Below are 25043 nucleotides of genomic sequence, written 5' to 3'. Positions count from 1 at the left end.
ACGGTCTGCCCAAGTACAACGAGTACAAGAAGGCCGACAGCGACCACCTCCTGGAGACCACCGGCCGCGAGCTGCGCAAGCTCATGAGCTGGGTCGACGACGAGGACGCGTAGCCGCGAGACGGCCGACGGACGTCCGGCCCCCGGTGCGCGAAGGCGCCCGCGGGGACCGGACGCCGCGCTGTCCGCGAGCCAGGCGCAGCACGACGCCCGGCCGCAGGAACGCACGGAAACGGATCTCCATCGAAGAAGGCTCTCCGGGTGAGGAGGGAGGACGGGCCGTCCGCCGGCTCCGGAAGCCCGGGACCGAACGGCGGGAAGAACGCCGCCCGTTGCGGATAGCGTAGGAAGATCTACGCGTGCCCCGGAGCATCGTGTGGCGACCGTCGCCGAGTACGACGGGTCCCTCGCGGGGCCGCACGTGGTCGAGGCCGGGTCCGACGGTGTCGAGGCACGGTCAGGAGTTCCGAGCCGCCCGACCGGTCGGGGAGGAAGCGACCGCGAACCTGCGACACCGGCACGATCGGTGCCCGAAGAACAAGGAGAGACCCGATGGACCGGCACATCGCGTTCGACGGACTGCACAACTTCCGTGATCTGGGCGGCTACCGCTCGGTCGACGGCAGGACCGTCGCCTGGCAGACGCTGTACCGGGCCGACTCGCTCGGCAAGCTGCGGGGGGCCGACTGGGAGCGGTTCCTGGCGCTCGGCGTGCGGACCGTCATCGACCTGCGCTACCCCTGGGAGATCGAGACCAAGGGCCGCGTGCCCGAGGCCGAACGGTTCCACTACGTCAACCTGAGCATCGAGCACCAGCCGTACGACCAGGCGGAGATCGACCCGGACATCGACCCGTGGCGCTACCTCGCGGACCGGTTCGCCGAGGTCACCGAGGACGGGGCCGAGGAGATCCGGCAGGTCCTCGAACAGATCGCCGGGGCCCCGGGGCCCGTCGTCTTCCACTGCACATCGGGCAAGGACCGTACCGGGCTGATCGGGGCGTTCGTCCTCACCCTGCTCGGGGTGGACCGCAGGGACGTCCTCGCGGACTTCGCCCTGACGGAGCTGGCCACGGCGCGCCTGCTCGCGGACTGGCACACCGCCAACCCCGGCCGGGTCATGACGTGGCCCGGCTACGGACGCGCCCCCGAGAGGATCATGGAGCTGGTCCTGACCGGCCTCGAATCCCGCTACGGGTCCGTGCACGGCTATCTCAAGGACCGGGTCGAGCTCACGGACGACACGGTCGACCGGCTGAGGTCCAGGCTCCTCACCGGCGAGGACGCCTGAGGGCCCGGCGCGGCTGCGCCGCCCGCGCAGAGTACCCGCGTGCCGTGACCGGCACCGGGAGCACGGGACTGTCACCTGTCGGCCGTGGAGGTGATGGTCCGGAGGTACTGCCGGGTGCGGTCGTCGAACGGATGGCGGGCGTGCTCGGGGTGGTTCCACGGGATCCCGGCGAGCTTTCCGCCGGGGAGCCTTACCCAGATCCGGCGAACGTCGTGCGGGTCGGTGTGGACTTCCTATTTCCCGCCCCGGGCCGCCGCTTCGGAGTCCCGGCCCCGGCAGGGGTCCAGCAGACCGCGGTCGTAGCCACGGTGATGGAGATGTATGCCGCGTCAGTGAGGGCCTGCCACCCATCTGGCGAGATCGGCAGCACGGCTTGGCGGCACACCCTTGTGGGAAGCTCACATCCGCCGCGCCCAAAGGCTGACCGAGCACGCCAAGTAGCTTCTGGTGCAGGCGTGTTGGAATGCTTCTATGGTCACTCCCGCTGACGGAACCACGCGCCTGAGTCCGGACGAGTTCGCGCACAGCCTGCGTGCCGGGATCGAGCGGCTGAGAGACGAGGCGACGCGCCAGAGGAAACTCGCCCACCGCCGGGCCGAGTTCTGGACCAGGACGGACATCGCCCTCGGATTCCCCGCGGCCCTGCTCGCGGGCACGGCGGGAGCGGCAGGACTGGCCTCGGCGGACGTGCGCGTTCCCGCTGCCCTCGCTGCTCTGGCCTCTGCCGGGTTCGCGGCTGGAGCGGGCTTCCTGCGCAGCGACACCAGGCGCCGCGCCAATAAACGTGCCCGGCACGCATGGGCCTCGGTCGAGGCCAGGGCCATGGTGGCACTGACCCGGGAGCACCTGACCCACGAGGACCTCGGCGACGTGCTGGAGTGCCGCCAGGCCGCGCTGGCGGCCTACGACGGCGAGGAGCCCCAGCCCGGGGCGTTGTGATCCGCAGCCCTTCGTCTGCCGCCCGCTCGATCCTGCCGGTGCCCAAGCGGCCCGGAGCGGGTGGACGCCGACGTCGCGGGCGAGGGCCGGCTTCTGTGCGGGCGCGGGGTCGGTGCGGGAGTCGATCGTCCACGACGACGTCCGGGCCGCCGGGCAGCCGGATCGTCATGTCGGCTCGTCCGTGGCGGCCCTTGCCGTCGGGGACCACGCGCAGCCGCGGTGCCTCGCAGTTGGCTGTACAGCCCGCCGTCCCGCAGGAGCGGGCCGGAGGCGAGAGCGTCGGCGCAGTCGCTGGTCATGGCACGAGGTCGGCCAGGACTCCGACGACACCGGCCGGCTTGTCCCCCGTGCGAGCTACAGCCGGATGTCCACCGTGGGGTGACGATCTCCGACCGCCGGATCCGTAGCGTCGAGTGCAGCCCCGGCATTCCGCTCACGGGTTCGACGAAGGAGTACTGATGAGGTTCGTCTGGCAGTTCCTGGCCGTCGTGGCGTTGTACGCCATCAGCGGGAATACCGTCACCGCGGTGAAGGACAACGACTGGCTCACGTTCGCCCTCGGCCTTGTGATGGCCGCGCTGGCGGTGCTCGTGTACGCATGGGTCGTACGGCGGACCGAACACCGGCAGGCCCTGGACGTGGCCGGGGAGGGCGCCGTGGCCAAGACCGGCTGGGGCATCCTCATCGGTGCCGGGATGTTCGGCGCCGTCATCGTGAATCTCTTCGCCTCCGGTTACTACGAGGTCGACGGTCCGGGCTCGGGGAAGGCCGCCCTGGGGCTGATCGGCTTCATGGCCGCCGCCGCCGTGATGGAGGAAGTGGTCTATCGCGGCGTCCTGTTCCGGATCGTCGAGGAGCACATCGGCACGTACATCGCGTTGGCGCTGACCGGCCTCGTGTTCGGGCTCTCGCACCTGCTCAACGAGCACGCGTCGCTGTGGGGCGGCATCGCCATCGCCATCGAGGCCGGCTTCATGCTCGCCGCCGCGTACGCCGCCACCCGCAGCCTCTGGCTGCCGATCGGCGTGCACTTCGGCTGGAACTTCGCCGCGGCCGGCGTCTTCAGCACCGAGGTCTCCGGCAACGGCCGCGACCTGGGGCTGCTGGACGCAACCCTCTCGGGCCCGAAGCTGATCACCGGCGGCGATTTCGGACCGGAGGGCAGCGTGTACTCGGTGGGGTTCGGGGCCCTGCTCACGCTCGTGTTCCTGTGGCTGGCTCACCGGCGCGGAAACGTCGTACCGTTCGGTGCCCGGCGTGCCGCGCGTGTCAACGCCACCACTACACTCCTCCGATGATCCTTCGCCGACAGATTCCGGAGCTGTGGCACCGGCTCGACGTCACGGTCCGGGATCTGCCGCTCGGAGTACTGCTCCTCGTCGCATCGCTCCTGCCGTCGCTGCGGGGCAACGGGACGGAGGTCGGTGGCCTGCCCACCCGGCCCGCCGACGCGCTCGCCGGGGTGGCGGTCGTCCTTCAGTGCCTCCCGCTCGCTGTTCGCCGCCGCTGGCCGCTCGCCTGCGTCGCCCTGGTGGCGGGCGGCTTCGCCCTCGACCAGCTCCGGGGCTATCACCTCTTCGCCGGCTCCGCGCTGCCCATCGCCCTGCTGAGCGCGGGCTCCTATCTTGAGCGGTACCGGCGTACCACCCTGATCGTCCTCACGGCGGCGTTCGTGGCCCTGTCCGTCGCACTCCACCGGATCGGTTCGGGGAGCGAACCGGTGTCCGAGTTCGTCACGTTCTACCTGGCGCTGGCCCCCGCGTGGGGCATCGGTATGTGGATGCGCTCCGCCCGCGCCGCGGAGGCCGACCGCCACAAGCGGGGCGCCGAGGACGCCCGCAACGCCGAACGCGCCCGCATCGCAAGCGAGTTGCACGACATCGTCACCCACCACGTCACGGCGATGGTCGTACAGTCCGAGGCGGCCCGGTATCTGACCGCCGCGCCCGACCGCCTCGACCAGAGCCTGGCCGCCGTCAGCGACACGGGCCGGCGGGCCATCACCGACCTGCGGCACCTGCTCGACCTGCTCAATCCGGACCACAGCTCCGAGCCCAGGACGCCGCCGGTCGGCCGATTGCTCACGCTCGTCGAGCAGACCCGCCGGGCGGGACAGCCTGTGGAGTTCACCGAGGAGGGCACGCCGGCGACGACGACCGACAGCGCCAACCTCGTGGCCTACCGCGTCGTGCAGGAGGCCCTGACCAACGCCCTCAAGCACGACCGTGGCGGCAAGACCTCGGTCCTGGTGCGCCACTGCGAGAGCGAGATCACTGTGGAAGTCGACACGGACGGCTCGGGCTCGCGGGCCGGGTCCCCCAGCGGAAGCGGGCGGGGGCTGGTCGGCCTGCGGGAACGGGTCGACGTTCTGGGCGGCGACTTCAGTTCCGGCCCCCGGACAGGCGGCGGCTTCGCCGTCCGGGCGCGCATACCCGGGAGGAACCCCTCGTGAGCGCGCCGATCCGGGTCCTCGTCTGCGACGACCAGGTGCTCATCCGCACCGGCCTGTCCACGATCATCGACGCCCAGCCCGACCTGGAAGTGGCGGGCGAGTGCGGAGACGGGCAGGCCGCGGTGGACCTCACCCGTGAACTGCGCCCGGACATCGTGGTGATGGACGTACGCATGCCGGTGCTCGACGGCATCGAGGCCACCCGCCGACTGGCCGGCGCCGGCGTGGAGCATCCGGTCAAGGTACTCGTGGTGACAACGTTCAACCTCGACGAGTACGTCTACGAGGCGCTGCGAGCGGGCGCCAGCGGGTTCCTGCTCAAGGACGCGCCGCCGAACCGGCTGCTGCACGGCATCCGGACCGTCGCCGCGGGCGCGGCACTGCTCGACCCCGACGTGACGCGTCAGCTCGTGGGCCGGTACGCCGCCCGGATCCGGCCCACCGACCACAACGCGCAGGACATCCCGCTGACGCCGCGCGAGTTGGAAGTTCTCCGGCTCATCGCGGACGGCCTCTCCAACAGTGAGATCGCCGCGGCCCTCGTGATCAGCCGCGAGACCGTCAAGACCTTCGTGTCCCGCATCCTCACCAAACTCGACCTGCGTGACCGGGTCCAGGCGGTCGTCTTCGCCTACCGCAACGGCCTGGTGACCTGACACACGTCGGACGACCGCCCCGTCCCGGACGGCTTTCATGACACCGAGCCGTCGCATGTGCTCGTACTCGGCTCCGTCTTTCGAAGTGAGGGTGCTCAAGCCTGCGTCGAGGACGAGATCGGCGGACAGGCCGAAGGCGGCGGTCCCGATATCGGTGCGGCAGTGGGGTGTTCGGAGTCGACGTACCAGTTCCTCAGCGCCGCCGAGGTGAAGAAGGCGTCGACGCCGAACCACGCCGCCGACGGCTTCTTCGACAGCAGCTCGGTCTCCTTCCACACCTCGGGCGCGATCTCCTGCTCCAAGAGCCAGGGGTTTACCGGCACCACCGTCGACCAGATCGCCGAATCGGCAGGTGTTTCGCTGCGCACCTTCTACCAGCACAGCCGGGGACCTGTGGCCAGTCGACCGCCCGTCCCCGCAGCCCGGCTCCGGGCCTCTGCCTAACCCGGAGCCGACCGGCATGCCCGAACCGACGCCGGGTGAACTCATCAACCAACCGACCCAGGATCTGCACGAGTTACGTGAGCAAGGACGGCTCCGGCAACGCGGAGGCGCACGCCTCCGCGCTCGCGGCGCAGGGGCCAAGGACACGCAGACCACCGCCGGCAGAGTCCTGGTCACCGAGCTCTACCCGCGCAGACCCGGCCCCCGAGACCTGCGCGCCCAGCCCTTCGGCCGTGCCGGGCTGCGCCCGGTCGGCCTTGACGAGCGCGCACGCCGGGGCGTGGCTGCGCCGGGGCCAGGCCGTCGATGAGGCCGAGCGTCACCCTCCTGGGGCTCGCCGAGGGACTGTGCGACCACCACGGTCGTCCACGAGCCCGCACCGTAAGGCCGGTGGCAGCCGCTCCTGAACGTGGGGCGGCTGCCGTTGGGGTCTGCGGAGGTGCTGTTGCGGGCGCGGGCTCGCCGCATCAGGGGAGATCGGCGGGCCGCCCCGGTGCCGTCGCCGCCCCGTCCGCGGGCTGGAGGTCGGCGGTCCACTTCTCCTCGATGCGCCCGAATCGCCACACGGCGAAGGCGGCGATCCAGGTGGCGAGGAACAGGCCGACGATGAGATAGCCGATGATGTTGAGGTCGAGGCCGCCGACCCAGTCCCAGAACGGGCCGTGCAGGCCGGCCTTCTCGCCGATCAGGCCAAGCAGCTCGACCGTGCCGATGATCAGGGCAACCGCGACCGAAAGGCCGGTGATGGTGAGGTTGTAGTAGACCTTGCGGACCGGCTTGGAGAACGCCCAGCCGTAGGCGAAGTTCATGAACGAGCCGTCGATGGTGTCCAGCAGGCTCATGCCGGCAGCGAAGAGGACGGGCAGGCACAGGATCGCGTACCAGGGCAGCCCGGAGGCCGCTCCGGTGCCGGCGAGGACCAGCAGGGCGATCTCGGTGGCGGTGTCGAAGCCGAGCCCGAAGAGCAGGCCCAGCGGGTACATCTGCCACGGCTTGTTGATCGACTTCATCAGCCGACCCAGGATCCGGTTCATGAACCCGCGGTTGTTCAACTGCTCCTCCAAGGCGGCCTCGTCGAAGTGCCCCCGCCGCATTCCGCGGAACACCTTCCAGATCCCGGCGAGGATGACCAGGTTGATGATCGCGATGGCGTAGAGGAAGGTCCCGGATACGGTGGTACCGATCCAGCCGGTGACGTCGTGGAGGCTGGAGTCGTCGTTCTCCACCGGCCCGGCGAGTGCCTTGATGCCCAGCGAGAGCAGGACAGCGAGGGCGAAGACGATGCTGGAGTGGCCCAGCGAGAACCAGAAGCCCACCGACAGGGGCCGCTGGCCCTCATGCATGAGCTTGCGGGTGGTGTTGTCGATGGCGGCGATGTGGTCGGCGTCGAAGGCGTGCCGCATGCCGAGCGTGTAGGCGGTCACCCCGATGCCGATGCCGAAGGTCTTCTCGCCCAGGCTGTAGTGCTCCGGGGCGACGATCGCGACGAGGGTGAACCAGCCGATCAGGTGCAGCGCGGCGATGAACGCGGTCATCCCCGCCACCCGCCGCCACTCCGCCCGGGTCATGGACCCGGCCAGGCGCCGCCAGCGGGAGCGGCCGGGTATCGAGGGGGCAGGGGATGCTGACATGCGCGTCTTCTTTCGCTTCGCCTTCGACTCTTATCGCGCACACCATGCTGTTGCAACCTGTGAGCAAGAAGGTTCCGGGCCCGCCCTGACCGAAGCCTGGCCGACAGCTGGTGGAAGCTTTGCGCTGCCGTGGGCGGGGCGTGGCGAAACTGCCACTCCCCGCCCACCTCGGGTCAGCGGGAGACGACCGCCGTTGGCAGGGCGGTGAGGGCGCCGATGATGGCTTCGGCGGGCAGGCCGCCGCCCTGGGCGGCTCCGGGGAGCCACCCCCGCCCCCGCCGCGGAGCTGCTTGACCGGCGACGAGGCGTTCGGCCCCGTGTCCCGGGCCGTGGCGTCGAGGGCGATGATCAGCCCTCCGTCCGCGGCGACCGCGACCACACCCCGGGTGCCGTCGGGCAGGCGGTCGCGGACCGCGCCGTCCGGCCGGCTTCTCGTGGCGGCGGCCTCGGACGGACCGTGCGGGCTCATCCGACGTTCCACGGGTGGGCGCGGCCGCCGCGCCATTCGATCCGGCGGGGGGGGGCGTCGAGCCCGGTGTCGGGGTCGTGGATGCCCGCGTTCTCGACGAAGACGACGAGGCCGTGTTCGGAGTAGGCGGTGCCAAGGGTTCTGTCGTGGCCGTGGGCGTGCACGGTGACCCGCCCGGCGCCCGTGCCGGAGGAGCCCACGCCGGAGCGGTGGAACAGTCAGGGGGACCACGACGGCGAGCAGGTGCCCACCCGCTTCGAGTGCTTCCGGATTCCGCTGGAGGCCGCCCACGTCCAGCAGTCCGGGCAGGGCGCACTGCTGGGACGCGTGCAGGACCCATCCCCACCCGGTGCCGGCCACCCTCCGTGCGCACCTGGCCGCCGCAACAGCCGGCCACGATGCCGCAGGGGACCCGGGCGCCGAGCCGGGTGATTCCGTGCCGGTGAAGGATCTCCGGAGGGCGCCGCATGGGAGGCGTTCCGGCATCTGCTCGACGAGGCGGGCTGATCGCACGAACGGCTGGTGAACCCGGACACCCCTGTGATGGTCAGCGGGCCAGGCGGCCCAGCAGTGAACCGGCGGCGACGATTCCGACCAACGCTGCGAAAGCGAGGACCGCGAGGTCGAGGCCGAGGTGGGCCTGGGTGCCGATGAGCAGCCCGCGCAGGGCGTCGACCTCGTAGCTCAGCGGGTTCACCCTGCTGACGGCCTGGAGCCAGCCGGGCATGAGGGCGACCGGGTAGAGCGCGTTGGAGGCGAAGAACAGCGGCATCGTGATGGCTTGGCCGATGCCCATCAGCCGGTCGCGGGTGAGGACGATCCCGGCGATCGACATCGACAGGCAGGAGAAGAACGCCGAGGCGAGCACGACGACCACGACGACGCCGAGCAGCCGCAACGGGTTCCATGTCATGCCGACACCGATCAGAGCGGCGATCACGATGACGACCGCGGCCTGGATCACTGCTTTCACCCCGGCGGCGAAGGCCTTGCCGGTCACCAGGGCGGTCCGGGGCGTCGGTGTGACCATGAGTTTGGTGAGGACGCCGGAGTCCCGCTCCCAGATGATCATGATTCCGTAGAAGATCGCGATGAACATGGCGGACTGGGCGATGATGCCGGGCGCGAGGAAGTCGAGATAGGGAACGCCGCCGGTGGGGATGGCATGGATGCGGGAGAACGTCACGCCGAAGATCAGCAGCCAGAGCGCGGGCTGTACGGCGCGGGTGTAGATCTCGGTGCGGTCGTGGCGCAGCTTCTGCATTTCGACCACGCACATCGCGGTGACACGCGCGGGTACGACGTGCCAGCCGGTGCGGGGCGGTGGCGGGGTCAGCAGCAGCGCGAAGCGCTGATCCGGCGGGCCGGACTCAGCCGAGGCGGGATGCGGTGCGACGGGTACGCCGGACATCTCGGAACGCTCCTTTCTCCCCGTTCTCCGCGGCGGAACCGGGGTCGTTCAGTCCGCTTCCGGAGTGGTACCGGAAGACGTCCTCCAGGGACGGTGGCGGAAGGCCCGTCTCGCTCGATTCCCTTCGGTGGGCGACGAGTTCGCTCTTGAGCTGGGCGGGGGTGCCGAGCGCGCGGAGCCGGCCGAGGTGCATCAGCGCGAGCCGGTCGCAGCGCTGGTCGGCCTCGTCCATGGAGTGGGTGGTGACCAGCACGGTCATGCCGGTGCCGACCCGTATCTCGGTGATGCGGTCCCAGACACTGTCGCGCGCGATCGGGTCCAGGCCGATGGTCGGCTCGTCCAGGATCATCAGCCGGGGCGCGCTGACCAGTGCCTGCGCGAGTTCGAGGCGGCGGACCATGCCGCCGGAGTACGTGGCGGTGAGCCGGTGCGCGACATCGCCGAGTCCCACCGCGTCCAGCGCCTGGGAGACCCGCGCGGCGCGCTCGCGGCGGGGTACGTCGAACACGCGGGCGAAGAGCTGGACGTTCTCCCGGCCGGTGAGGCTCGCGTCGGCCGACAGTTGCTGCGGTACGTAGCCGAGCAGGCGCCGCACCGCCATCCTGTGCCGGGCCGCGTCATGGCCGAACACCTCGATGACGCCGGGCGGCACGGGCAGGAGTGTGGTGATCGCGCGCATCGTGGTGGTCTTGCCCGCGCCGTTGGGCCCCAGGAGGCCGAACACCTCCCCCTCGTCGACCAGCAGGTCCAGGCCGTCGACGGCCTTCGCGTCACCGAAGCTGTAGCTCAGTCCGGTGCAGTTGAGGGCGGGGGCGGTTTCCGTGGTCACGCGGTCTCATCCCCTTGGCTTCGCAGTGAGGCTGCGAGTCTGTGCAGGGCCGGGAGTGCGGCGGCGAGTGCCGCCCGGTCGGCCGCGTCGAGTCCGGCCAGGTGTTCCCGGAACAGCGCCTCGCGACGGGCGTGCCAGTCGCTCAGCTTTCCGATCCCCGCCGGGGTCGGATGCAGCAGCGCAACCCTCCTGTCTCCGGGGTCCTTCTCCCGTCGTAGCAGTCCTTCGGCGACGAGGCGGTTCACCAGGGTGCTGACCGAGTTGGGCGCGAGACAGAGGCTGTGCGCGGCTGCGGAGACGCGGATGCCGGGTTCGGCGGCCACCAGCCGCAGGAGTTCGGCGTGCGCCCCGCGCAGCCGGGACGCCGACTGTCCGCTCCACAGCCTCCGCCGGGCGAGCCTCTGGATACGGGGCAGAAGTCCGGCGAGCTCATCAGGTAGATCACCCGCCGCCATCTGCCCATTTTAGCTCTGTATACGAGCTAATGTGCGGTTGTCTCCTGTGCAGGACAGCGGGGTCGCCGTCCCTGAGGTGAGCCCCGGAATGTGGACACGGGGTTCACGCTGCGAGCGTGAGTGCGGCGCCAGGTGCGGGCGATTCGCGGAAGGCTGTACTCGGCTCTGCCGAAGGGGAAGAAGATCCGCACCGTGGAAATGCCCCGCTCGGTGGCCGAGGAGCTGAAGCGTCATGCAGAAGCGCATCCGCCGGTCGAGGTGGAGCTTCCGTGGGGGGAGCCGGAGGGTGAGAGGGGAAGGTCTGCCTGCCGCTCGCCACGCGCTTCGGCAACGCCATCGCGGTGAACACCTGGAACACCTGCACCTGGAAGCCGGCGTCGGCTGCGGCCGGCGTCATCCCGCCACGCGCCGAAGGAACGAAACCCTGGCAGTGGGCGGCGGCTCATGAGGACGGCTTCCATGCGCTTCGGCACACACCTGCGCCTCGATCATGCCGGAAGCCGGGGAGTCCGTCGTGACCTCGGCCCGGTGACTCGGGCACTCCTCGCCCGCGATCACCCTCGGTTACTATGCTCACTTCATGCCGGAGGCCGGCGGCAAGGGGCGCGGCACCATCGACGGACTGCTTGGGGAGCGGGAAGACCGGCACGCCGATCAGAACTCCCCGGATTCTCCCCAGCGTCGTCGAGCGGTGACTCCGACCCCTGTGCCCCGAAGTAGCCCTTCGTTAATTGCAAGGCTGAAGAGATGGGTGGCCTGGGAAAGTGTTGGATGAGGTCGTAGCGACCCGCTATGTCACGCCCCTGCGGGAGGGTGGCTCGTTGCCCGGGATCGTCGAGGCCGATGATCTCGGCACCTATGTCATGAAATTCACCGGCGCCGGGCAGGGGCGCAAGACGCTGGTCGCGGAGGTCATCTGCGGGCAGCTCGGCCGGAGGCTCGGGCTTCGGGTCCCCGACCTCGTACAGATTCAGCTCGATCCGGTCATCGGGCTCGCCGAGCCCGACCAGGAGGTGCAGGAGCTCCTCAAGGCCAGTGGCGGGCTCAATCTCGGGATGGACTTCCTGCCCGGCTCGATCGGCTTCGACTCGCTCGCCTACCAGGTGGACCCGGAGGAAGCCGGCAGGGTCGTCTGGTTCGATGCGCTGATCAACAACGTCGACCGGTCCTGGCGCAACCCGAACATGCTGGTCTGGCACGGCGACCTGTGGCTCATCGACCACGGCGCCACCATGATCTGGCACCACAACTGGCCCGGCGCCCGCACTTCCGCCGCCAAGCCGTACAACGCCTCCGACCACGCGCTCGCCCCGTTCGCGCCCGACATCGCGGCGGCCGCCGCCGAGCTCGCCCCGCTGGTCACCGAGGAACTGCTCACCGAGGTCGCGGCGGACGTCCCCGACGAATGGCTGGTGGACGAGCCGGGCTTCGAGTCCACCGACGAGCTGCGCCGTGCCTACGTCGAGGCACTGCTGCCGCGCGCCGCGACCATCCACGAGCGCATCACGATGGAGGGCCCCACCGCGCCCAAGCCGTCCCAGGCCCCCGGCTGGCTCACCGAACACCTCACCCCCTGGCCGCACCCCACCAAGAAGAACGACAAGGACGGCCGGCCGTGAGCGAGCGCGATGTCTTCGAGTACGCGCTGCTGCGCGTGGTCCCGCGGGTGCAGCGCGGCGAGTTCTTCAACGCGGGCGTGGTGGTCTACTGCCGCGCACGCGGTTTCGTGGCCGCCCGCACCCATCTGGACGAGACCAAGCTGAAGGCCCTGGACCCGAGCGCCGACGTGGTCGGCGTACGGGCCGCTCTGCATGCCGTGGAGGGAGTGTGCCGCGGCGGTACGGACGCGGGCCAGGCGGGCGGTGACGACGCCGGGCGCCGCTTCCGCTGGCTGATCGCGCCGCGCTCCACCGTCGTTCAGCCGAGCCCGGTGCACAGCGGCCTCACGGCCGACCCGGAGGCCGAGGTCGAGCGGTTGCTGGAACTGCTGGTGCGCTGATCCCCAGGGCCTCTCGTCCGGATCGCACCGGGCCCGCGTGCCCCGGTCACCCGATCCGGCCTGCTCCGGACGAAGGGCCCCGGTCCCGCGGCGCCGCCCGCGACCATCGTGCGAGCGGCGCCGCCGGGTGTGACATGCGCCCCTGCGGCCGTGGGCCGTTGACACCGGGTGCCAGGGCTTCTAGCGTCTCGTCTGCTGAAGGTACTAAGCGGTTGCTCAGCTATCGGGAACGTTCCGCGCACCAGGTTCCGTGCCGGGGCCGCCCCGACGTCCGCTGAGCGGCGATCCAAGGGCGAGGAGAACCAAGCATGTCCACCACCGAGCAGCGCGTCGCCGTCGTGACCGGAGCGGCGCGGGGCATTGGCGCCGCCACCGCGGTACGCCTGGCGGCCGAGGGCCGCGCCGTCGCCGTACTCGACCTCGACGAGGCGGCCTGCAAGGACACCGTCGAGAAGATCACCGCCGCCGGGGGCACCGCGCTCGCGGTCGGCTGCGATGTGTCGGACAGCGCCCAGGTGGAAGCCGCCGTCGCGCGGATCGCCGCCGAGCTCGGCGCCCCGACGATCCTCGTCAACAACGCGGGCGTGCTCCGCGACAACCTGCTCTTCAAGATGAGCGAGTCCGACTGGGACACCGTGATGAACGTGCACCTCAAGGGGGCGTTCCTGATGGCCAAGGCCGTCCAGAAGCACATGGTGGACGCCAAGTTCGGCCGGATCGTCTCGCTCTCCTCCTCCTCGGCGCTCGGCAACCGCGGCCAGGCCAACTACTCCGCGGTCAAGGCCGGCCTGCAGGGCTTCACCAAGACCCTCGCCAAGGAGCTCGGCAAGTTCGGCATCACCGCCAACGCCGTCGCCCCCGGCTTCATCGTCACCGAGATGACCGCGCAGACCGCGGCCCGCGTCGGCATGGGCTTCGAGGAGTTCCAGGCCGCGGCCGCCACCCAGATCCCGGTGCAGCGCGTCGGCCACCCCGAGGACATCGCCAACGCCATCGCCTTCTTCACGGGCGACGAGGCCGGCTTCGTCTCCGGTCAGGTCATGTACGTCGCAGGCGGACCGCTCAACTGACCCGAAGGGCTGGGGACATCATGACTGAGCAGGACAGCGGGAAGGTCGCGCTCGTCACGGGCGCGAGCCGGGGCATCGGCTACGGCATCGCCGAGGCGCTGGTGGCTCGCGGCGACCGGGTCTGCATCACCGGGCGCGGCGAGGACGCGCTCAAGGAGGCCGTGGAGCGGCTCGGCTCCGACCGGGTGATCGCTGTGGCGGGCAGGGCCCACGACGAGGCGCACCGGGTGGTGGCCGTGGAGCGCACCATGGAGGCGTTCGGGCGGGTCGACTTCCTGGTCAACAACGCCGGTACGAATCCGGTCTTCGGACCGATGGCGGAACTCGACCTCAACGTCGCCCGCAAGGTCTTCGAGACGAATGTGCTCTCGGCGCTCGGCTTCGCCCAACTGACCTGGAAGGCCTGGCAGAAGGAGAACGGCGGGGCGATCGTCAACATCGCCTCGGTCGCCGCAGTCTCCGCCTCGCCCTTCATCGGCGCGTACGGCATGAGCAAGGCCGCGATGGTCAATCTGACCCTCCAGCTGGCGCACGAGTTCGCGCCGGTCGTCCGGGTCAACGCGATCGCTCCGGCGGTCGTGAAGACGAAGTTCGCCCAGGCGCTGTACGAGGGCCGTGAGGAGGAGGCCGCCGCGGCGTATCCGCTCGGCCGGCTGGGAGTTCCCGAGGACATCGGCGGCGCCGCCGCGTTCCTCACCTCTAACCAGGCGGACTGGATCACCGGGCAGACCCTGGTGGTCGACGGCGGAATCTTCCTGAACGCGGGCGTGGGCTGAGACAGCCTGTGCGGATTTGGTCCTGATTGACTCAAGTGCCCTGTCGGGCCTGCGGATTGACCCGACGGGGCACTGCGGTATGGTCTGCCGACCCATGGCTGATCGAGGAGCGTTCACGTGTTCTACCGGGCCAGTCTGCAGGCCGCTGCAGTCCTTGCTTCCCTTTCTCTGCTGGCAGGCTGCGGACTTCTCTCCGACAGCGGATCGGAAGTCGAGCAGAAGATAGTCGTCGGTACGACCAGCGAACCCTCCACCCTCGATCCGGCGGCGGCGTGGGACAACTCCTGGGAGCTGATGCGGAACGTCTTCCAGACCCTGGTGAGCTTCCCCACCGGCAGTACGACCCCCGAGCCGGATGCCGCGGAATGGTGCAAGTTCACCGACACCACCAGCACTTCCTACCGGTGCAAGCTCCGCGAGGGCCTGAAGTTCTCCAACGGTGACACGCTCGACGCCGCTGCGGTGAAGTACTCGATCGACCGGATCTCGGAGATCAAGTTCAAGGGCGGCCCGGTCGGCATGCTCGGCTCGCTCGACCGCGTCGAGACCAAGGGGGACGACATGGTCGTCTTCCATCTCACCAAGCCGGACGCCACGTTCCCCTTCATCCTCGCCACGCCCGCGATGTCGCTGGTGGCGCCCAGTGCCTATTCCCGGCACAAGATACGCAACGACGGGAAGATCACCGGATCCGGTCCCTATCTCCTCGATTCGTACAAGCCGGGAAACCGGGCCGAGCTGGTGAAGAACCCGGACTACAAGGGATTCGCCAACCGCAAGAACGACGCCGTGACCATCCGGTACTTCAAGGAGTCCGCCCCCGTGGTCGCGGCACTGCGGAAGAAACAGATCGACGCGATCTACCGCGGCCTCACCGCCGAGGAGGTCGTCAAACTGGAGGGGAGCCAGGACAAGGACAGCAATCTGCAGATCGTCGAGACGGTCGGCGCGGACATCCGCTTCCTGGTCTTCAACCCCAAGGACCCGGCGGCGGGGAACGTGGCCGTACGGCGGGCCATCGCCCAGCTCGTCGACCGTGACGCCCTCGTGGCCAAGGTCTACCAGGGCACGGCCGAGCCGCTGTACTCCATGGTCCCCAAGGGTATCGCCGGGCACACCACCAGCTTCTTCGACACCTATGGAGACCCGGACCGGGACGAGGCGAAGCAGATCCTGGCCAAGGCGGGCATCACCAAGCCGGTCGAGCTGACGTTCTGGTTCACCACCGACCGCTACGGCTCCTCCACCGCCCCCGAGTTCGACGAGCTGAAGCGGCAGCTGGAGAGCTCCGGACTGTTCAGGATCACGTTGAAGAGCAAGCCCTGGAAGACCTTCCAGGAGGGCTTCACCAAGGGCGAGTACCCCGTCTTCGGCCGCGGCTGGTTCCCGGACTTCCCGGACCCGGACAACTTCATCGCGCCGTTCGTCGGCAAGGAGAGCATCACGGGGATGCCGTACCTGAAGGACGAGATCACCAAGGAGCTGCTGCCGCAGACCCGCAAGGAGAGCGACCGGGGCGCGGTCAGCAAGCAGTTCGAACGGGCCCAGAAGATCCTGGTCGACGACGTGCGGGTGCTGCCGCTGTGGCAGGGCAAGCTGTACGTCGCCTCGGGCGAGGACATCGGCGGCGGCGAGCGCGCCCTGGACCCGCAGACGGTCATGCAGATGTGGGAGCTGTACCGCAAGGCCAGCTGGTAGGCCGGGACGGGGCTCGCAGGGCGCGTTGTCAGTGGGCCCCGGTAGGTTCTCGGGTGAAAAGCTGATTGCTTACCGGAGGTTGTTGAAGTGACCGACACCGACCTGCTGCCCGAGTCCTGGCGCGGCGTCCTCGGCGAAGAGCTGCAGAAGCCGTACTTCAAGGAGCTCACCGAGTTCGTCGAGGAGGAGCGGGCCAAGGGGCCGGTCTACCCCCCGCGCGACCAGGTCTTCGCAGCCCTGGACGCCACGCCCTACGACAAGGTGAAGGTCCTCGTCCTCGGCCAGGACCCGTACCACGGGGAGGGCCAGGGGCACGGGCTGTGCTTCTCCGTGCGGCCGGGCGTGAAGACGCCGCCGTCCCTGCGGAACATCTACAAGGAGATGAAGGAGGAGCTGGGTCTGCCGGTCCCGGACAACGGCTATCTGATGCCGTGGGCCGAGCAGGGGGTCCTCCTGCTCAACGCCGTGCTGACGGTGCGCGCGGGTGAGGCCAACTCGCACAAGGGCAAGGGCTGGGAGAAGTTCACCGACGCCGTGATCCGCGCCGTCGCCTCGCGGCCCGACCCGGCGGTCTTCGTCCTCTGGGGCAATTACGCCCAGAAGAAGCTTCCGCTGATCGACGAGGAGCGCCATGTGGTGGTGAAGGGGGCGCACCCGTCGCCGCTGTCGGCCAAGAAGTTCTTCGGCTCCAGTCCGTTCCGGCAGATCAACGCGGCGGTGGCCGCGCAGGGGCACGAGGCCATCGACTGGCGCATCCCCGACCTGGGCTGACGGGCGGTTCCACCCCGGCCGGCGGCGGGCTTCCGGCGACCGGCCGGGGACGCCTGCCCGAGCCTCAGCGGGATTGGCCCCCGCTGCGGCTAGCGTCGAACGCGGAACAGGGGGACGAGCACGCACGGAGGCAGCGGTGACGGAGCAGCGGGAGGCGTCCACGGACGCCGTCATGACCAGGATCGGCCAGGCGGTCATGCTGCTGCACGGCGGCGACCGGGAAGAGGCCCGCAATCGTTTCGGTGAGCTCTGGTCGGAGATCGGCGAGGACGGTGACGCCCTGCACCGGTGCACCCTCGCCCACTACATGGCCGACACCCAGGACGACCCGGGTGACGAACTGGCCTGGGACCTGAGGGCGTTGACGGCGGCCAACGGGCTGACCGACGAGCGGGCGGCGCAGCACCCCGACGCTCCGGCGGTGCGGGCGTTCTACCCCTCGCTGCATCTCAACCTCGCGGCGGACTATGTGAAGCTCCGCCGTCCCGACGCCGCGCGGTTCCATCTGAGCCGGGCCCGAGCCGCCTCCGGCGTGCTCGCGGACGACGGCTCGGACGACGGGTACGGGGGAGGGGTGCGCGCGGCGATCGCGCGGCTGGAGCTCCGGCTCCGCGAGCTGTGAGAGTGGCCCGTCCATGGTGGACGGGCCACTGTTCTTCCGCTCCGCTGCGGACTCAGCGGCCGTAGGTGTCGTCGCAGATCCGGGACTGCGGGCTGCCCGCGGGCCAGTGCCCGTAGCCCCGTCCCAGCGCGCAGACGCCCGCCTTGGGGACCGCGGCCGGCGGGACCGGGGCGGGTGCGGTCACGGTGGGCGGGGCTCGGTGCGGGCGGGGCCGTGTGACCTCCGGTCGCCGCTGCTGCGGGGCACGGGGCGCTGCGCGGCGGGTGCCCGGCGGCGGTGCGGCGTTCGCGGGTCGGGGCGCGGAGGCGGACGGTTCGGGGGCGGAGGGCTGAGGGGCCGGTACTGCGCCCAGGGAGTCGTGGACCGGAGGCAGTACGGCCTGCGGCGTCAGGTCCTGGGCGGGGCCGCTGTTCCGGGGCCGGGGCGGAACATCCGCTCGCGGCTCCACGGACACACAGCCGGACAGCGCCGTCACGGCCACGCCGACCAGGAGGCTCACGGTGATTCTGGTTCGTTGCACCTGATCACTCTGGGGTGCGCACGCGGCTCCGGTGTGCCGGGCAGCCGGGATTGGCCCGCACGGGTGACGCCGGTCGGCGCGGCGCGGCCCACCGGCGCCGGTGAGTGCGGTCCCGCCCGCTCTCGCCGGTCAGCAAGGTCCCGCCCACTCGGGGCCCAGCATTCCGCGCAGCAGTTCGGCGAAGCCGGTACGCAGCTCCTCCTCGCTCGGGACGGAGCGGCTGTACGACCCCGCGGCGCACGAGAACATCAGCCCCTCGCACCAGGCCACCAGGGACAGGGCGTGCCGTTCGGGCTCGGCCGATCCCGCGGCCGTCATCAGCGCGATCAGGGGCTCGCGGAACTGCCGGCCCGTCGCGTCGAAGAACTCCCGCAGTTCCGGGCGCCGGGTGGCCTCCAGTGCGAGCTCGTAACGGCAGACGAGCAGCTCGGCGTGGCGGGTGAGATAGCGGTGCAGCGCCAGGGCGAGACCGGCGACCAGTGCCTCGGCCCCGGCGGCGGGACCGCCGTCCGGCGCGGCGCCCGGGACCGGGAGTTCACCGGGGGCGAGCACCCGTGTCTCCCGTTCGGCCAGCCGCCGCACCGCCACCTCCAGAAGGGACTGCCGGGTGCGCGCGTAGTTGGACGTCGAGCCCTGGGGGAGCCCGGCGCGCTCGTCCACCGCGCGGTGGGTGAGCCCGCGCATCCCGCGTTCGGCGAGGAGCGCGAGGGCGGTGTCGGCGATCAGAGCGGCCCGGGGGGTGCCGGCGGTGCGTGTGGCCATGAAGGCAATCTACCTTCGGAACTACATCCGTAGTACGTTGAAGCCGTCACTACGGATGTAGTTCCGGGGCTCCGTGCTCCGGGGCCCGTGGATTCGTGGATTCGTGAAGGAGTCGAGGAGTCATGGACAAGCCCCATGCAGTAGTCATCGGCAGTGGAATCGGCGGCCTCACCGCGGCGGTGGCCCTGTACGGCCGCGGCTGGCGCGTCACCGTTCTCGAGCGCGCGGCCTCCCTGGAACCCGTCGGGGCCGGCATCTCCCTCGCCCCCAACTCCCAGCGAGCCCTGGACGTGATCGGTATGGGCGACGAGATCAGGGAGCTCGCCGCCTGGCAGGGCGAGGGCGGCATACGCGTCCCCGGCGGCCGCTGGCTCTCCCGTACGGACAGCGCCGCCGCGGCCGAGCGGTTCGGCGGGACGATCGTCCTGCTGCACCGGGCCACCCTCGTCGAGCGGCTCGTGGCCCGGCTGCCCGAGGGCACCGTCCGGACCGGCGCCGCCGCGGAGCTGCTGGACCCCGGGACGGCCGGCGGCGCGCCCGCCGTGGTCGGGACGGTGGCCGGGAACATCGAGGCCGACGTCGTCGTCGGCGCCGACGGCATCAACTCGGCCGTACGAAGCGGGCTCTTCCCGGACCACCCCGGCCCCTCGTACGCCGGTTTCACCACCTGGCGCATCGTCGTCCCCGACATCGACCGGCCGTTCGCCCCGCACGAGACCTGGGGGCGCGGCGCCCTCTGGGGCACCCACCCGCTCAAGGACGGCCGGATCTACGCCTACGGGGCCGCGGTCGCCCCCGCCGGGGCCCACGCAGCCGACGACGAGAAGGCGGAACTGCTGCGCCGGTTCGGCAGCTGGCACGACCCGATCCCCTCGGTCATCGCCGCCGCCGGCCAGGTGCTCCGCAACGACGTCCACCAACTGCTCGAACCCCTGCCGTCCTACCACCGGGGCCGCACCGCACTCGTCGGCGACTCCGCGCACGCGATGGCGCCGAGCCTCGGCCAGGGAGGCAACCAGGCAGTCGAGGACGCGATCGTGCTCGCCCACCATCTGCTGCCGGGCGGTGACCTCGGTGCCGGGCTGGCGGCGTACTCCGCCGACCGGCTGCCCCGCACATCGGCCATCGTCCGCAAGGCCGCCCGTACTTCGCGTCTGATGTGCCTGACCAGCGCTCCCGCCGTCGCGATGCGTGACGCGCTGATGTCCGCCGTCTCGCGCTTCGGGTCCGACCTCGTCCTGCGCACCTTCGACGGGATAGCGGACTGGCAGCCACCGAGGCACACGTATGCTGCCCCTCGCCAGGTGAACACCGCGCCGGCGGGCACCGAACAGTGAGAGGGAGGCCCCTGTGAAGGTCGGCTGCATCGGGCTCGGCGACATCGCGCAGAAGGCGTATCTGCCGGTTCTGACCGCCCTGCCCGGGGTCGAGCTGCATCTGCAGACCCGTTCGCCCGCCACCCTGGCCGCGGTTGCCGAGGCCCATCGGATTCCGGCCGGGCAGCGTCACACCGACCTCGAATCGCTGATCGCCCAGGGGCTGGACGCCGCCTTCGTCCACGCCCCGACGGCCGTGCATCCCGAGATCGTGGCCCGGCTGCTGGAGGCGGGCGTCGCCACCTACGTCGACAAGCCGCTGGCCTACCGACTCGCCGATTCCCAGCGGCTGGTGGCCCTCGCCGAGGAGCGCGGAACGAGCCTCGCCGTCGGCTTCAACCGCAGGGTCGCGCCCGGTTACGCCCAGTGCGCCGAGCACCCGCGCGAACTGATCCTCATGCAGAAGAACCGGGTGGGGATGCCGGAGGATCCGCGGACCATGGTGCTCGACGACTTCATCCATGTCGTCGACACCCTCCGCTTCCTGGCACCGGGGCCGGTCGAGCACACCGTCGTGCAGGCCAGGATCCAGGACGGCCTGATGCATCATGTGGTGCTGCAGCTGTCCGGTGACGGATTCACCGCCATCGGCATGATGAACCGGCTCAGCGGCTCGACCGAGGAACGGCTGGAGGTCTCCGGCCGGGACTCCAAGCGCGAGGTCGTCAACCTCGCCGAGGTGATCGACCACAAGGGGCAGCCGAGCGTCCGGCGACGCGGCGACTGGGTGCCGGTGGCCCGTCAGCGCGGCATCGAGCAGGCCGTGCTGTCGTTCCTGGACGCCGTACGTGCCGGAAAGGTGCTGGACGCCGGGGACGCCCTGCAGACACACGAACTCTGCGAACGCATCCTGCGCGACCTGGACTGCGCGTAGGACCCTGGCCGGGAGGCGTGTCCCCAGGCGTGTCCGCCTTCGTGGCCGCCGGATCCGGCGGGGCCGCCGCGCCTCCGGATGCGTCCGGAGGCGCGCCGATGCAGGCTGGGGTGATGGACCACCGGCCCGTGGAGGTGACCTCGTGAGACGTCACGACGAGCCCAGGGGCTGGGGAGCGCTCCAGCCGCCGCCGGGTTACTACTCGGCCGACGGCCGGCCGCCCGACGAGATGCAGCGCGGTCTGATCCTCGACTGGGCGGTCAACCAGCGGATCGCCGCCGGCTGGCGGGTGGAATCGCGCTCCGGCACGCAGGCCGTCATGGTCCGGGGGAACCCGTTGAACCATGTGCTGCACGCCCTCCTGATGGTGTTCACCTGCTTCCTCTGGGGCGCGGTGTGGCTGGTGCTGGCCGTGACCAACAAGGTCGAGCGGGTCTCGCTCACCGTCGACGCCCAGGGCCACGTCGTCTCGGTGAACGGCCCCGGATAGGCCTGGCGCACGCCGGCTCGGGAGCTGCCCGGCTCATTTCCCGGAGCGGGCGCCCGGCTTCCTGGCCGAGGCTGCCCCACCCCTCACCCCCGCGGGCCCCACCCGCTTGCGCCTCGTGACCGACCGGACCGCTTCGAAGGCGCAGAACAGGGCCAGCACCGCCGCCGCCCCCTGCACCGGCCAGTCGCCCAGCCGTACATAGAGCGTGGTGCCGGTCGCCAGCGGTACGTCGTACACGGCGGCCCCGCTCGTGTCCGTACCGAGCGGAGCACCGACCCGTGTGCCCAGGGGCCCGTACGCGGTACTGACGCCGGTGAGCGTGGCATGCACCATCGGGCGGCCGGTCTCCGCTGCCCGCAGTGCCCCGAGCGAGGCATGCTGCAGGGGCGCCCAGCTGTGCTGGAACGTGGAGGTGGAGGACTGGGCGACCAGTAGCTGCGCGCCGTCCCGGGTGAGCTGACGGCTCATGTCGGGGAACGCGGTCTCGAAACAGATCAGCGGCCCGATGCGCAGCCCCTTCCCGCCGTCGGCCCCGGGCAGCGACATCGTCACCTGCCGGGTTCCCCTCAACCGGTCCTCGCTCGCCGCCCGGCCCAGGGACGTGGCCCAGCCGAGCACCGAGCGGGCCGGGATGTACTCGCCGAACGGCACCAGCCGCATCTTGTCGTAGCGCTGCCCGGTCAGCCCGTCCGGACCCACCAGCACCGCCGACTTGAAGATGCCCGTCCGGCCCGACGCGTCGGTCTGCCTGGTATCCACATTGACCAGCACATCCGCGCCCACCCGCCGCGAGAGAGCGGCGATCCGCGCGGTGACTTCCGGGTGCTGTGCGAGATCCACCCCCACACTGCTCTCGCCCCACACCACCAGATCGAGATCGCGCCCCGCAAGCGAGCCGGTCAGCTGTTCACCGCGGGCGAGCCGGCGCTCGGCTCCGTGGGCGCCCGTGAACACGCCCGGCTGTACGACGGCGATCCGGGCCACCCCCGACTCCTCGGGCCGTGGCGCCCACCCCGCCATCGCCCCCACGGCCAGAGCGCACACCACGATGCCCACCGCGGCCACCACGCGGGCGGCCGTGTTCACGAAGAGCAGGGCGACAGCGGTATTGACCGCCACCACCACGAGACTGACCAGCCACACCCCGCCCACGGACGCGACCCGGAGCGCGGGAGCCACCTGCCACTGGCTCGCGCCGAGCAGCCCCCAGGGACCGCCGAGCGCATCCCAGGAACGGGCCAGTTCGATCATCAGCCAGCCGCAGGGCACCACGACGACGGCGGTGACGGCCGCGCGGCCGGAGACCGGCCCGCCCAGTATCCGGAAGACCAGCAGCCCCCAGGGAGCCCAGAGCAGACCGAGCAGGGCGGCCAGGATCACGATGAAGACATGGAGGCTCGGCATCAGCCAGTGATGCACCGCGAGCATGTAGCCGGTGCCGCCGAGCCAGCCCGCCAGCGCTGCCTGGCGTCCCGTTCCGGCGGACCGGATGAGAAGCAGCCACGGAACCAGGCCGACACCCGCGAGCCACCACAAGGAAGGGGCGGGAAACGCGAGAGCGGGCAGTGCCCCCGCGAGCAGTGCGAGACAGCCGCGCCCCGGGCCCGACCGCAGCATCCGCTCCCACCGCTCGCTCCGGCCGGCCGGAATCCGCATGCCGCGCCTCCTCGTCCTGTCCGATGAGCAGTCTCCCCCCTGGTGCCACGTTCCGCAGTTCTTCCCCGGTGCCGGGGAAGCGGAAGCACCGGAGGGCCGGGCCGGTCCGGGATCAACCCGGGGGGAAGAGGTCTCCTGCGCCGCGCCACTTCTCGTGGACGGTCACGGTGCGGATGCGCCAGCCGCTGTCCGTGCGCGACACCGTGAACGCGTACCGCCCTGCGGCGACGAAATTCGGCGCGGTGGCCCGTGCCTCCGTACTGGCCGCCCCGGTTGCGGCGCTCTCCAGCCGCATCGGGTTGAGATAGTCGGCCCGCACCTCGGCGCGGTCGCCCGGGTAGCCGCCCAGGTCCTGGAGTTCGATCCGGCGGTTGACGATCAGATGCTGGCGTACGGGGAAGTGCCGCATCGTCTCCTCCAGCCATCGGGCGACCTCGTGCACCGGTCCCTCGACACCACCGGCGTCGCGGTAGTCGGCACGGCCGTCCGCGGTGAACAGCGCCCGGTAGTCGGTCCATTCGCCGTCGTCCACCGCCGTCGCATAGCCGGTGATCACTGCATCGATGGACAGCCGGTCCATCACGGTCGCGAGATCCACGCGCTGCGTCATCGGGTCAGTGTCTGCCCGCCGGCGTGCAAGGCCAAGAGGCGTGCACGCATGGCGGGGCGGCGCTGCCGTCAGCAGGGCACGACGGCGACCGCGCCGAGCGCGTGCGTGAGCGTGGTCTGCGCGACGGGGGAGAGCCCGAGCCCGAGGGACTCACCGCCCCGGCGACGCCCGACGACGGTCAGCGCCGCGGTCGCCGACGCCGTGACCAGGGTGCGTGAGGCGGAGCCGCCGACGGGCTCCCTGACGACTTCGACCTGCGGGTACTTCTCCCGCCAGCCGGCGGTGAGTTCCGCGAGGGTCCGTTCGGCCGAGTCCGCCACCGCGTCCCGGTCGAAGACGGGGCCGCCGGAGAGCATCGAGGAGAACATGGTCCAGCCGTGCACGATCCGCAGTCGCGCACCGGGCCGGGAGGTGGCGGTCTCGAAGGCGAACTCGAGAACCCCTTCGCTGCTCTCGTCGGCGGCCACCCCCGCGACGATGTCGGTGTGCGCTTCCGCCGCCTTCGCCGCCTCCGTGTCCTCGTCCGACGGCCCGCTGCGGACCACGACGACGGGGCAGTCGGCCATCGACGCGACCGCCAGGCTGTTGGAGCCGAGCAACAGGGACCGGAAACCGCCCAGACCACGCGAGCCGAGGACCACCAGAGAGGCGTTGCGGCTGAGCGAGGTGAGCGCCGCCGACGGGAAGTCCAGCGGCGTCAGCTTCGACGTCCGCAACTCCGGAGCGAGCTCGGACACCCTGCGCACGGACCGGTCGAGCAGCTCCTCCGCCTCGCGCCGCTGCGTGTCCGGTTCGACGCGCCGGTCGGGCGTCCGGGCATGCACGATCGTCAGCCCGAGACCTCGTCGTACGGCTTCGTGGGCGGCCCATTCGAGTGCCTCGCGGCTGTGTGACGAGCCGTCGACTGCGGCGATCACGGGACGGTCGGTGCTGGTCATGAGTTCCCTCCAGGTTCCGGCGGTACATGTCCCAGGCTGGTACGCGCGGTTGTCGCGCGGCAGGGACTTTCGACCCTATCTGCCCGGAAGATCCGGGACGTTCTGCCACTCGCTTCGGGCGGTGGGGTCTGCTGGGCCGGCGGTGGGCGAGCGGGACGCCGCGCGCCGCGCGCCTTGGCGGGAGCGGCTGCGGCGGGGGAGGAGGGGCGCCGGCGCCCATGCGGTGTGCCGGGATGTGGCGCATGGTCCTGGCGGACATCGGGGCGATGACACAACCGATCCCCGGGCCCGGTGACCAGGGTGGAG

General features: G+C 70.8%; 26 protein-coding genes and 2 pseudogenes. 18 read left to right on the top strand and 10 right to left on the bottom strand.

Annotation, left to right across the window (positions count from 1 at the left end; all coding sequences use genetic code 11):
- The 8 genes and pseudogenes from AB0D53_RS35615 to AB0D53_RS35580 form a co-directional block, all read left to right on the top strand.
- Window positions 1–113, top strand: a pseudogene (locus tag AB0D53_RS35615) (ketol-acid reductoisomerase); the annotation flags it as partial.
- 438 nt (window positions 114–551) lie between these two features.
- Window positions 552–1289: a tyrosine-protein phosphatase gene (locus AB0D53_RS35610; RefSeq protein WP_362453459.1), complete on the top strand. Its 738-nt coding sequence runs from the start codon at window positions 552–554 to the stop codon at window positions 1287–1289.
- Between the two features lie 471 nt (window positions 1290–1760).
- On the top strand, window positions 1761–2228 hold the full coding sequence (locus AB0D53_RS35605) for a hypothetical protein (RefSeq protein ID WP_362453457.1): 468 nt from the start codon (window positions 1761–1763) through the stop codon (window positions 2226–2228).
- Window positions 2229–2686: 458 nt separating this feature from the next.
- Window positions 2687–3526 carry a type II CAAX endopeptidase family protein gene (locus tag AB0D53_RS35600; RefSeq protein WP_362453456.1) on the top strand — a complete coding sequence of 280 codons (840 nt, stop codon included), beginning with the start codon at window positions 2687–2689 and terminating at the stop codon, window positions 3524–3526.
- On the top strand, window positions 3523–4680 hold the full coding sequence (locus AB0D53_RS35595) for a histidine kinase (protein WP_362453455.1): 1158 nt from the start codon (window positions 3523–3525) through the stop codon (window positions 4678–4680). The genes AB0D53_RS35600 and AB0D53_RS35595 overlap by 4 nt, the downstream gene beginning before the upstream one ends.
- On the top strand, window positions 4677–5336 hold the full coding sequence (locus AB0D53_RS35590; protein WP_362453453.1) for a response regulator transcription factor: 660 nt from the start codon (window positions 4677–4679) through the stop codon (window positions 5334–5336). Before AB0D53_RS35595 ends, AB0D53_RS35590 begins: the two co-directional genes overlap by 4 nt.
- Before the next feature lie 57 nt (window positions 5337–5393).
- On the top strand, window positions 5394–5780 hold the full coding sequence (locus AB0D53_RS35585) for a TetR/AcrR family transcriptional regulator (protein WP_362453452.1): 387 nt from the start codon (window positions 5394–5396) through the stop codon (window positions 5778–5780).
- Window positions 5773–6012: pseudogene (locus AB0D53_RS35580) on the top strand (ISAzo13 family transposase); the annotation flags it as partial. The gene AB0D53_RS35585 and the pseudogene AB0D53_RS35580, both read left to right, overlap by 8 nt.
- A 235-nt stretch (window positions 6013–6247) precedes the next feature.
- Here the strand turns inward: AB0D53_RS35580 and AB0D53_RS35575 are convergent.
- From AB0D53_RS35575 to AB0D53_RS35555, 5 genes are all read right to left on the bottom strand, one after another.
- Window positions 6248–7411, bottom strand: a complete 1164-nt coding sequence (locus tag AB0D53_RS35575; RefSeq protein WP_362453450.1) for a HoxN/HupN/NixA family nickel/cobalt transporter — start codon at window positions 7409–7411, stop codon at window positions 6248–6250.
- A gap of 465 nt (window positions 7412–7876) precedes the next feature.
- Window positions 7877–8080 (bottom strand): hypothetical protein, encoded by a 204-nt coding sequence (locus AB0D53_RS35570; protein WP_362453449.1) that lies wholly within the window; start codon window positions 8078–8080, stop codon window positions 7877–7879.
- A 347-nt stretch (window positions 8081–8427) separates the two neighbouring features.
- On the bottom strand, window positions 8428–9291 hold the full coding sequence (locus AB0D53_RS35565; RefSeq protein ID WP_362453448.1) for an ABC transporter permease: 864 nt from the start codon (window positions 9289–9291) through the stop codon (window positions 8428–8430).
- The gene (locus tag AB0D53_RS35560) at window positions 9251–10120 is read right to left on the bottom strand and encodes an ATP-binding cassette domain-containing protein (protein WP_362453446.1); all 870 of its coding nucleotides are present in this window, start codon (window positions 10118–10120) and stop codon (window positions 9251–9253) included. The genes AB0D53_RS35565 and AB0D53_RS35560 overlap by 41 nt, the downstream gene beginning before the upstream one ends.
- On the bottom strand, window positions 10117–10575 hold the full coding sequence (locus AB0D53_RS35555) for a MarR family transcriptional regulator (protein ID WP_362453445.1): 459 nt from the start codon (window positions 10573–10575) through the stop codon (window positions 10117–10119). The genes AB0D53_RS35560 and AB0D53_RS35555 overlap by 4 nt, the downstream gene beginning before the upstream one ends.
- Before the next feature lie 764 nt (window positions 10576–11339).
- Here AB0D53_RS35555 and AB0D53_RS35550 point away from each other — a divergent pair.
- The 7 genes from AB0D53_RS35550 to AB0D53_RS35520 all read left to right on the top strand — a co-directional run bounded on the left by AB0D53_RS35550 (window position 11340) and on the right by AB0D53_RS35520 (window position 17511).
- Window positions 11340–12194: a HipA family kinase gene (locus AB0D53_RS35550; RefSeq protein WP_362453444.1), complete on the top strand. Its 855-nt coding sequence runs from the start codon at window positions 11340–11342 to the stop codon at window positions 12192–12194.
- A complete protein-coding gene (locus AB0D53_RS35545) occupies window positions 12191–12574 on the top strand; it encodes a DUF3037 domain-containing protein (protein WP_362453442.1) in 384 nt (127 codons plus the stop codon). Before AB0D53_RS35550 ends, AB0D53_RS35545 begins: the two co-directional genes overlap by 4 nt.
- A 308-nt stretch (window positions 12575–12882) precedes the next feature.
- On the top strand, window positions 12883–13644 hold the full coding sequence (fabG, locus tag AB0D53_RS35540) for a 3-oxoacyl-ACP reductase FabG (protein WP_072489657.1): 762 nt from the start codon (window positions 12883–12885) through the stop codon (window positions 13642–13644).
- A 20-nt stretch (window positions 13645–13664) separates the two neighbouring features.
- Window positions 13665–14420, top strand: a complete 756-nt coding sequence (locus tag AB0D53_RS35535) for an SDR family oxidoreductase (RefSeq protein WP_362453440.1) — start codon at window positions 13665–13667, stop codon at window positions 14418–14420.
- A gap of 117 nt (window positions 14421–14537) precedes the next feature.
- Window positions 14538–16118 carry an ABC transporter substrate-binding protein gene (locus AB0D53_RS35530; RefSeq protein WP_362453438.1) on the top strand — a complete coding sequence of 527 codons (1581 nt, stop codon included), beginning with the start codon at window positions 14538–14540 and terminating at the stop codon, window positions 16116–16118.
- An 87-nt stretch (window positions 16119–16205) separates the two neighbouring features.
- Window positions 16206–16889 (top strand): uracil-DNA glycosylase, encoded by a 684-nt coding sequence (locus AB0D53_RS35525; RefSeq protein ID WP_072489654.1) that lies wholly within the window; start codon window positions 16206–16208, stop codon window positions 16887–16889.
- Window positions 16890–17025: 136 nt separating this feature from the next.
- Window positions 17026–17511, top strand: a complete 486-nt coding sequence (locus AB0D53_RS35520; protein ID WP_329814707.1) for a hypothetical protein — start codon at window positions 17026–17028, stop codon at window positions 17509–17511.
- 52 nt (window positions 17512–17563) lie between these two features.
- Here the strand turns inward: AB0D53_RS35520 and AB0D53_RS35515 are convergent, their stop codons facing one another.
- Window positions 17564–18031, bottom strand: a complete 468-nt coding sequence (locus AB0D53_RS35515) for a hypothetical protein (protein WP_362453437.1) — start codon at window positions 18029–18031, stop codon at window positions 17564–17566.
- Window positions 18032–18160: 129 nt separating this feature from the next.
- Window positions 18161–18793 carry a TetR/AcrR family transcriptional regulator gene (locus AB0D53_RS35510; protein ID WP_362453435.1) on the bottom strand — a complete coding sequence of 211 codons (633 nt, stop codon included), beginning with the start codon at window positions 18791–18793 and terminating at the stop codon, window positions 18161–18163.
- Between the two features lie 122 nt (window positions 18794–18915).
- On the opposite strand from AB0D53_RS35510, the gene AB0D53_RS35505 reads away from it, so the two are divergent.
- From AB0D53_RS35505 to AB0D53_RS35495, 3 genes are all read left to right on the top strand, one after another.
- Complete coding sequence (locus tag AB0D53_RS35505) at window positions 18916–20130, top strand: FAD-dependent monooxygenase (protein WP_362453434.1); 1215 nt, start codon at window positions 18916–18918, stop codon at window positions 20128–20130.
- Between the two features lie 13 nt (window positions 20131–20143).
- A complete protein-coding gene (locus AB0D53_RS35500; protein WP_362453433.1) occupies window positions 20144–21043 on the top strand; it encodes a Gfo/Idh/MocA family oxidoreductase in 900 nt (299 codons plus the stop codon).
- 142 nt (window positions 21044–21185) lie between these two features.
- Window positions 21186–21533 carry a hypothetical protein gene (locus tag AB0D53_RS35495; RefSeq protein WP_362453432.1) on the top strand — a complete coding sequence of 116 codons (348 nt, stop codon included), beginning with the start codon at window positions 21186–21188 and terminating at the stop codon, window positions 21531–21533.
- 33 nt (window positions 21534–21566) lie between these two features.
- Here the strand turns inward: AB0D53_RS35495 and lnt are convergent, their stop codons facing one another.
- The 3 genes from lnt to AB0D53_RS35480 all read right to left on the bottom strand — a co-directional run bounded on the left by lnt (window position 21567) and on the right by AB0D53_RS35480 (window position 24737).
- The gene (lnt, locus tag AB0D53_RS35490) at window positions 21567–23150 is read right to left on the bottom strand and encodes an apolipoprotein N-acyltransferase (RefSeq protein ID WP_362453461.1); all 1584 of its coding nucleotides are present in this window, start codon (window positions 23148–23150) and stop codon (window positions 21567–21569) included.
- Window positions 23151–23301: 151 nt separating this feature from the next.
- Entirely contained in the window at window positions 23302–23799 is a 498-nt protein-coding gene (locus tag AB0D53_RS35485; RefSeq protein ID WP_362453431.1) for a nuclear transport factor 2 family protein, read from the bottom strand.
- A gap of 68 nt (window positions 23800–23867) precedes the next feature.
- Window positions 23868–24737 (bottom strand): universal stress protein, encoded by an 870-nt coding sequence (locus AB0D53_RS35480; protein WP_362453429.1) that lies wholly within the window; start codon window positions 24735–24737, stop codon window positions 23868–23870.
- Window positions 24738–25043: the final 306 nt, after the last annotated feature.

Source organism: Streptomyces sp. NPDC048295, from assembly GCF_040652135.1.
GTDB lineage: Bacteria > Actinomycetota > Actinomycetes > Streptomycetales > Streptomycetaceae > Streptomyces.
The sequence above is the reverse complement of the archived record's forward strand: the minus strand, read 5'-3'. Positions and strand labels throughout refer to the sequence as shown.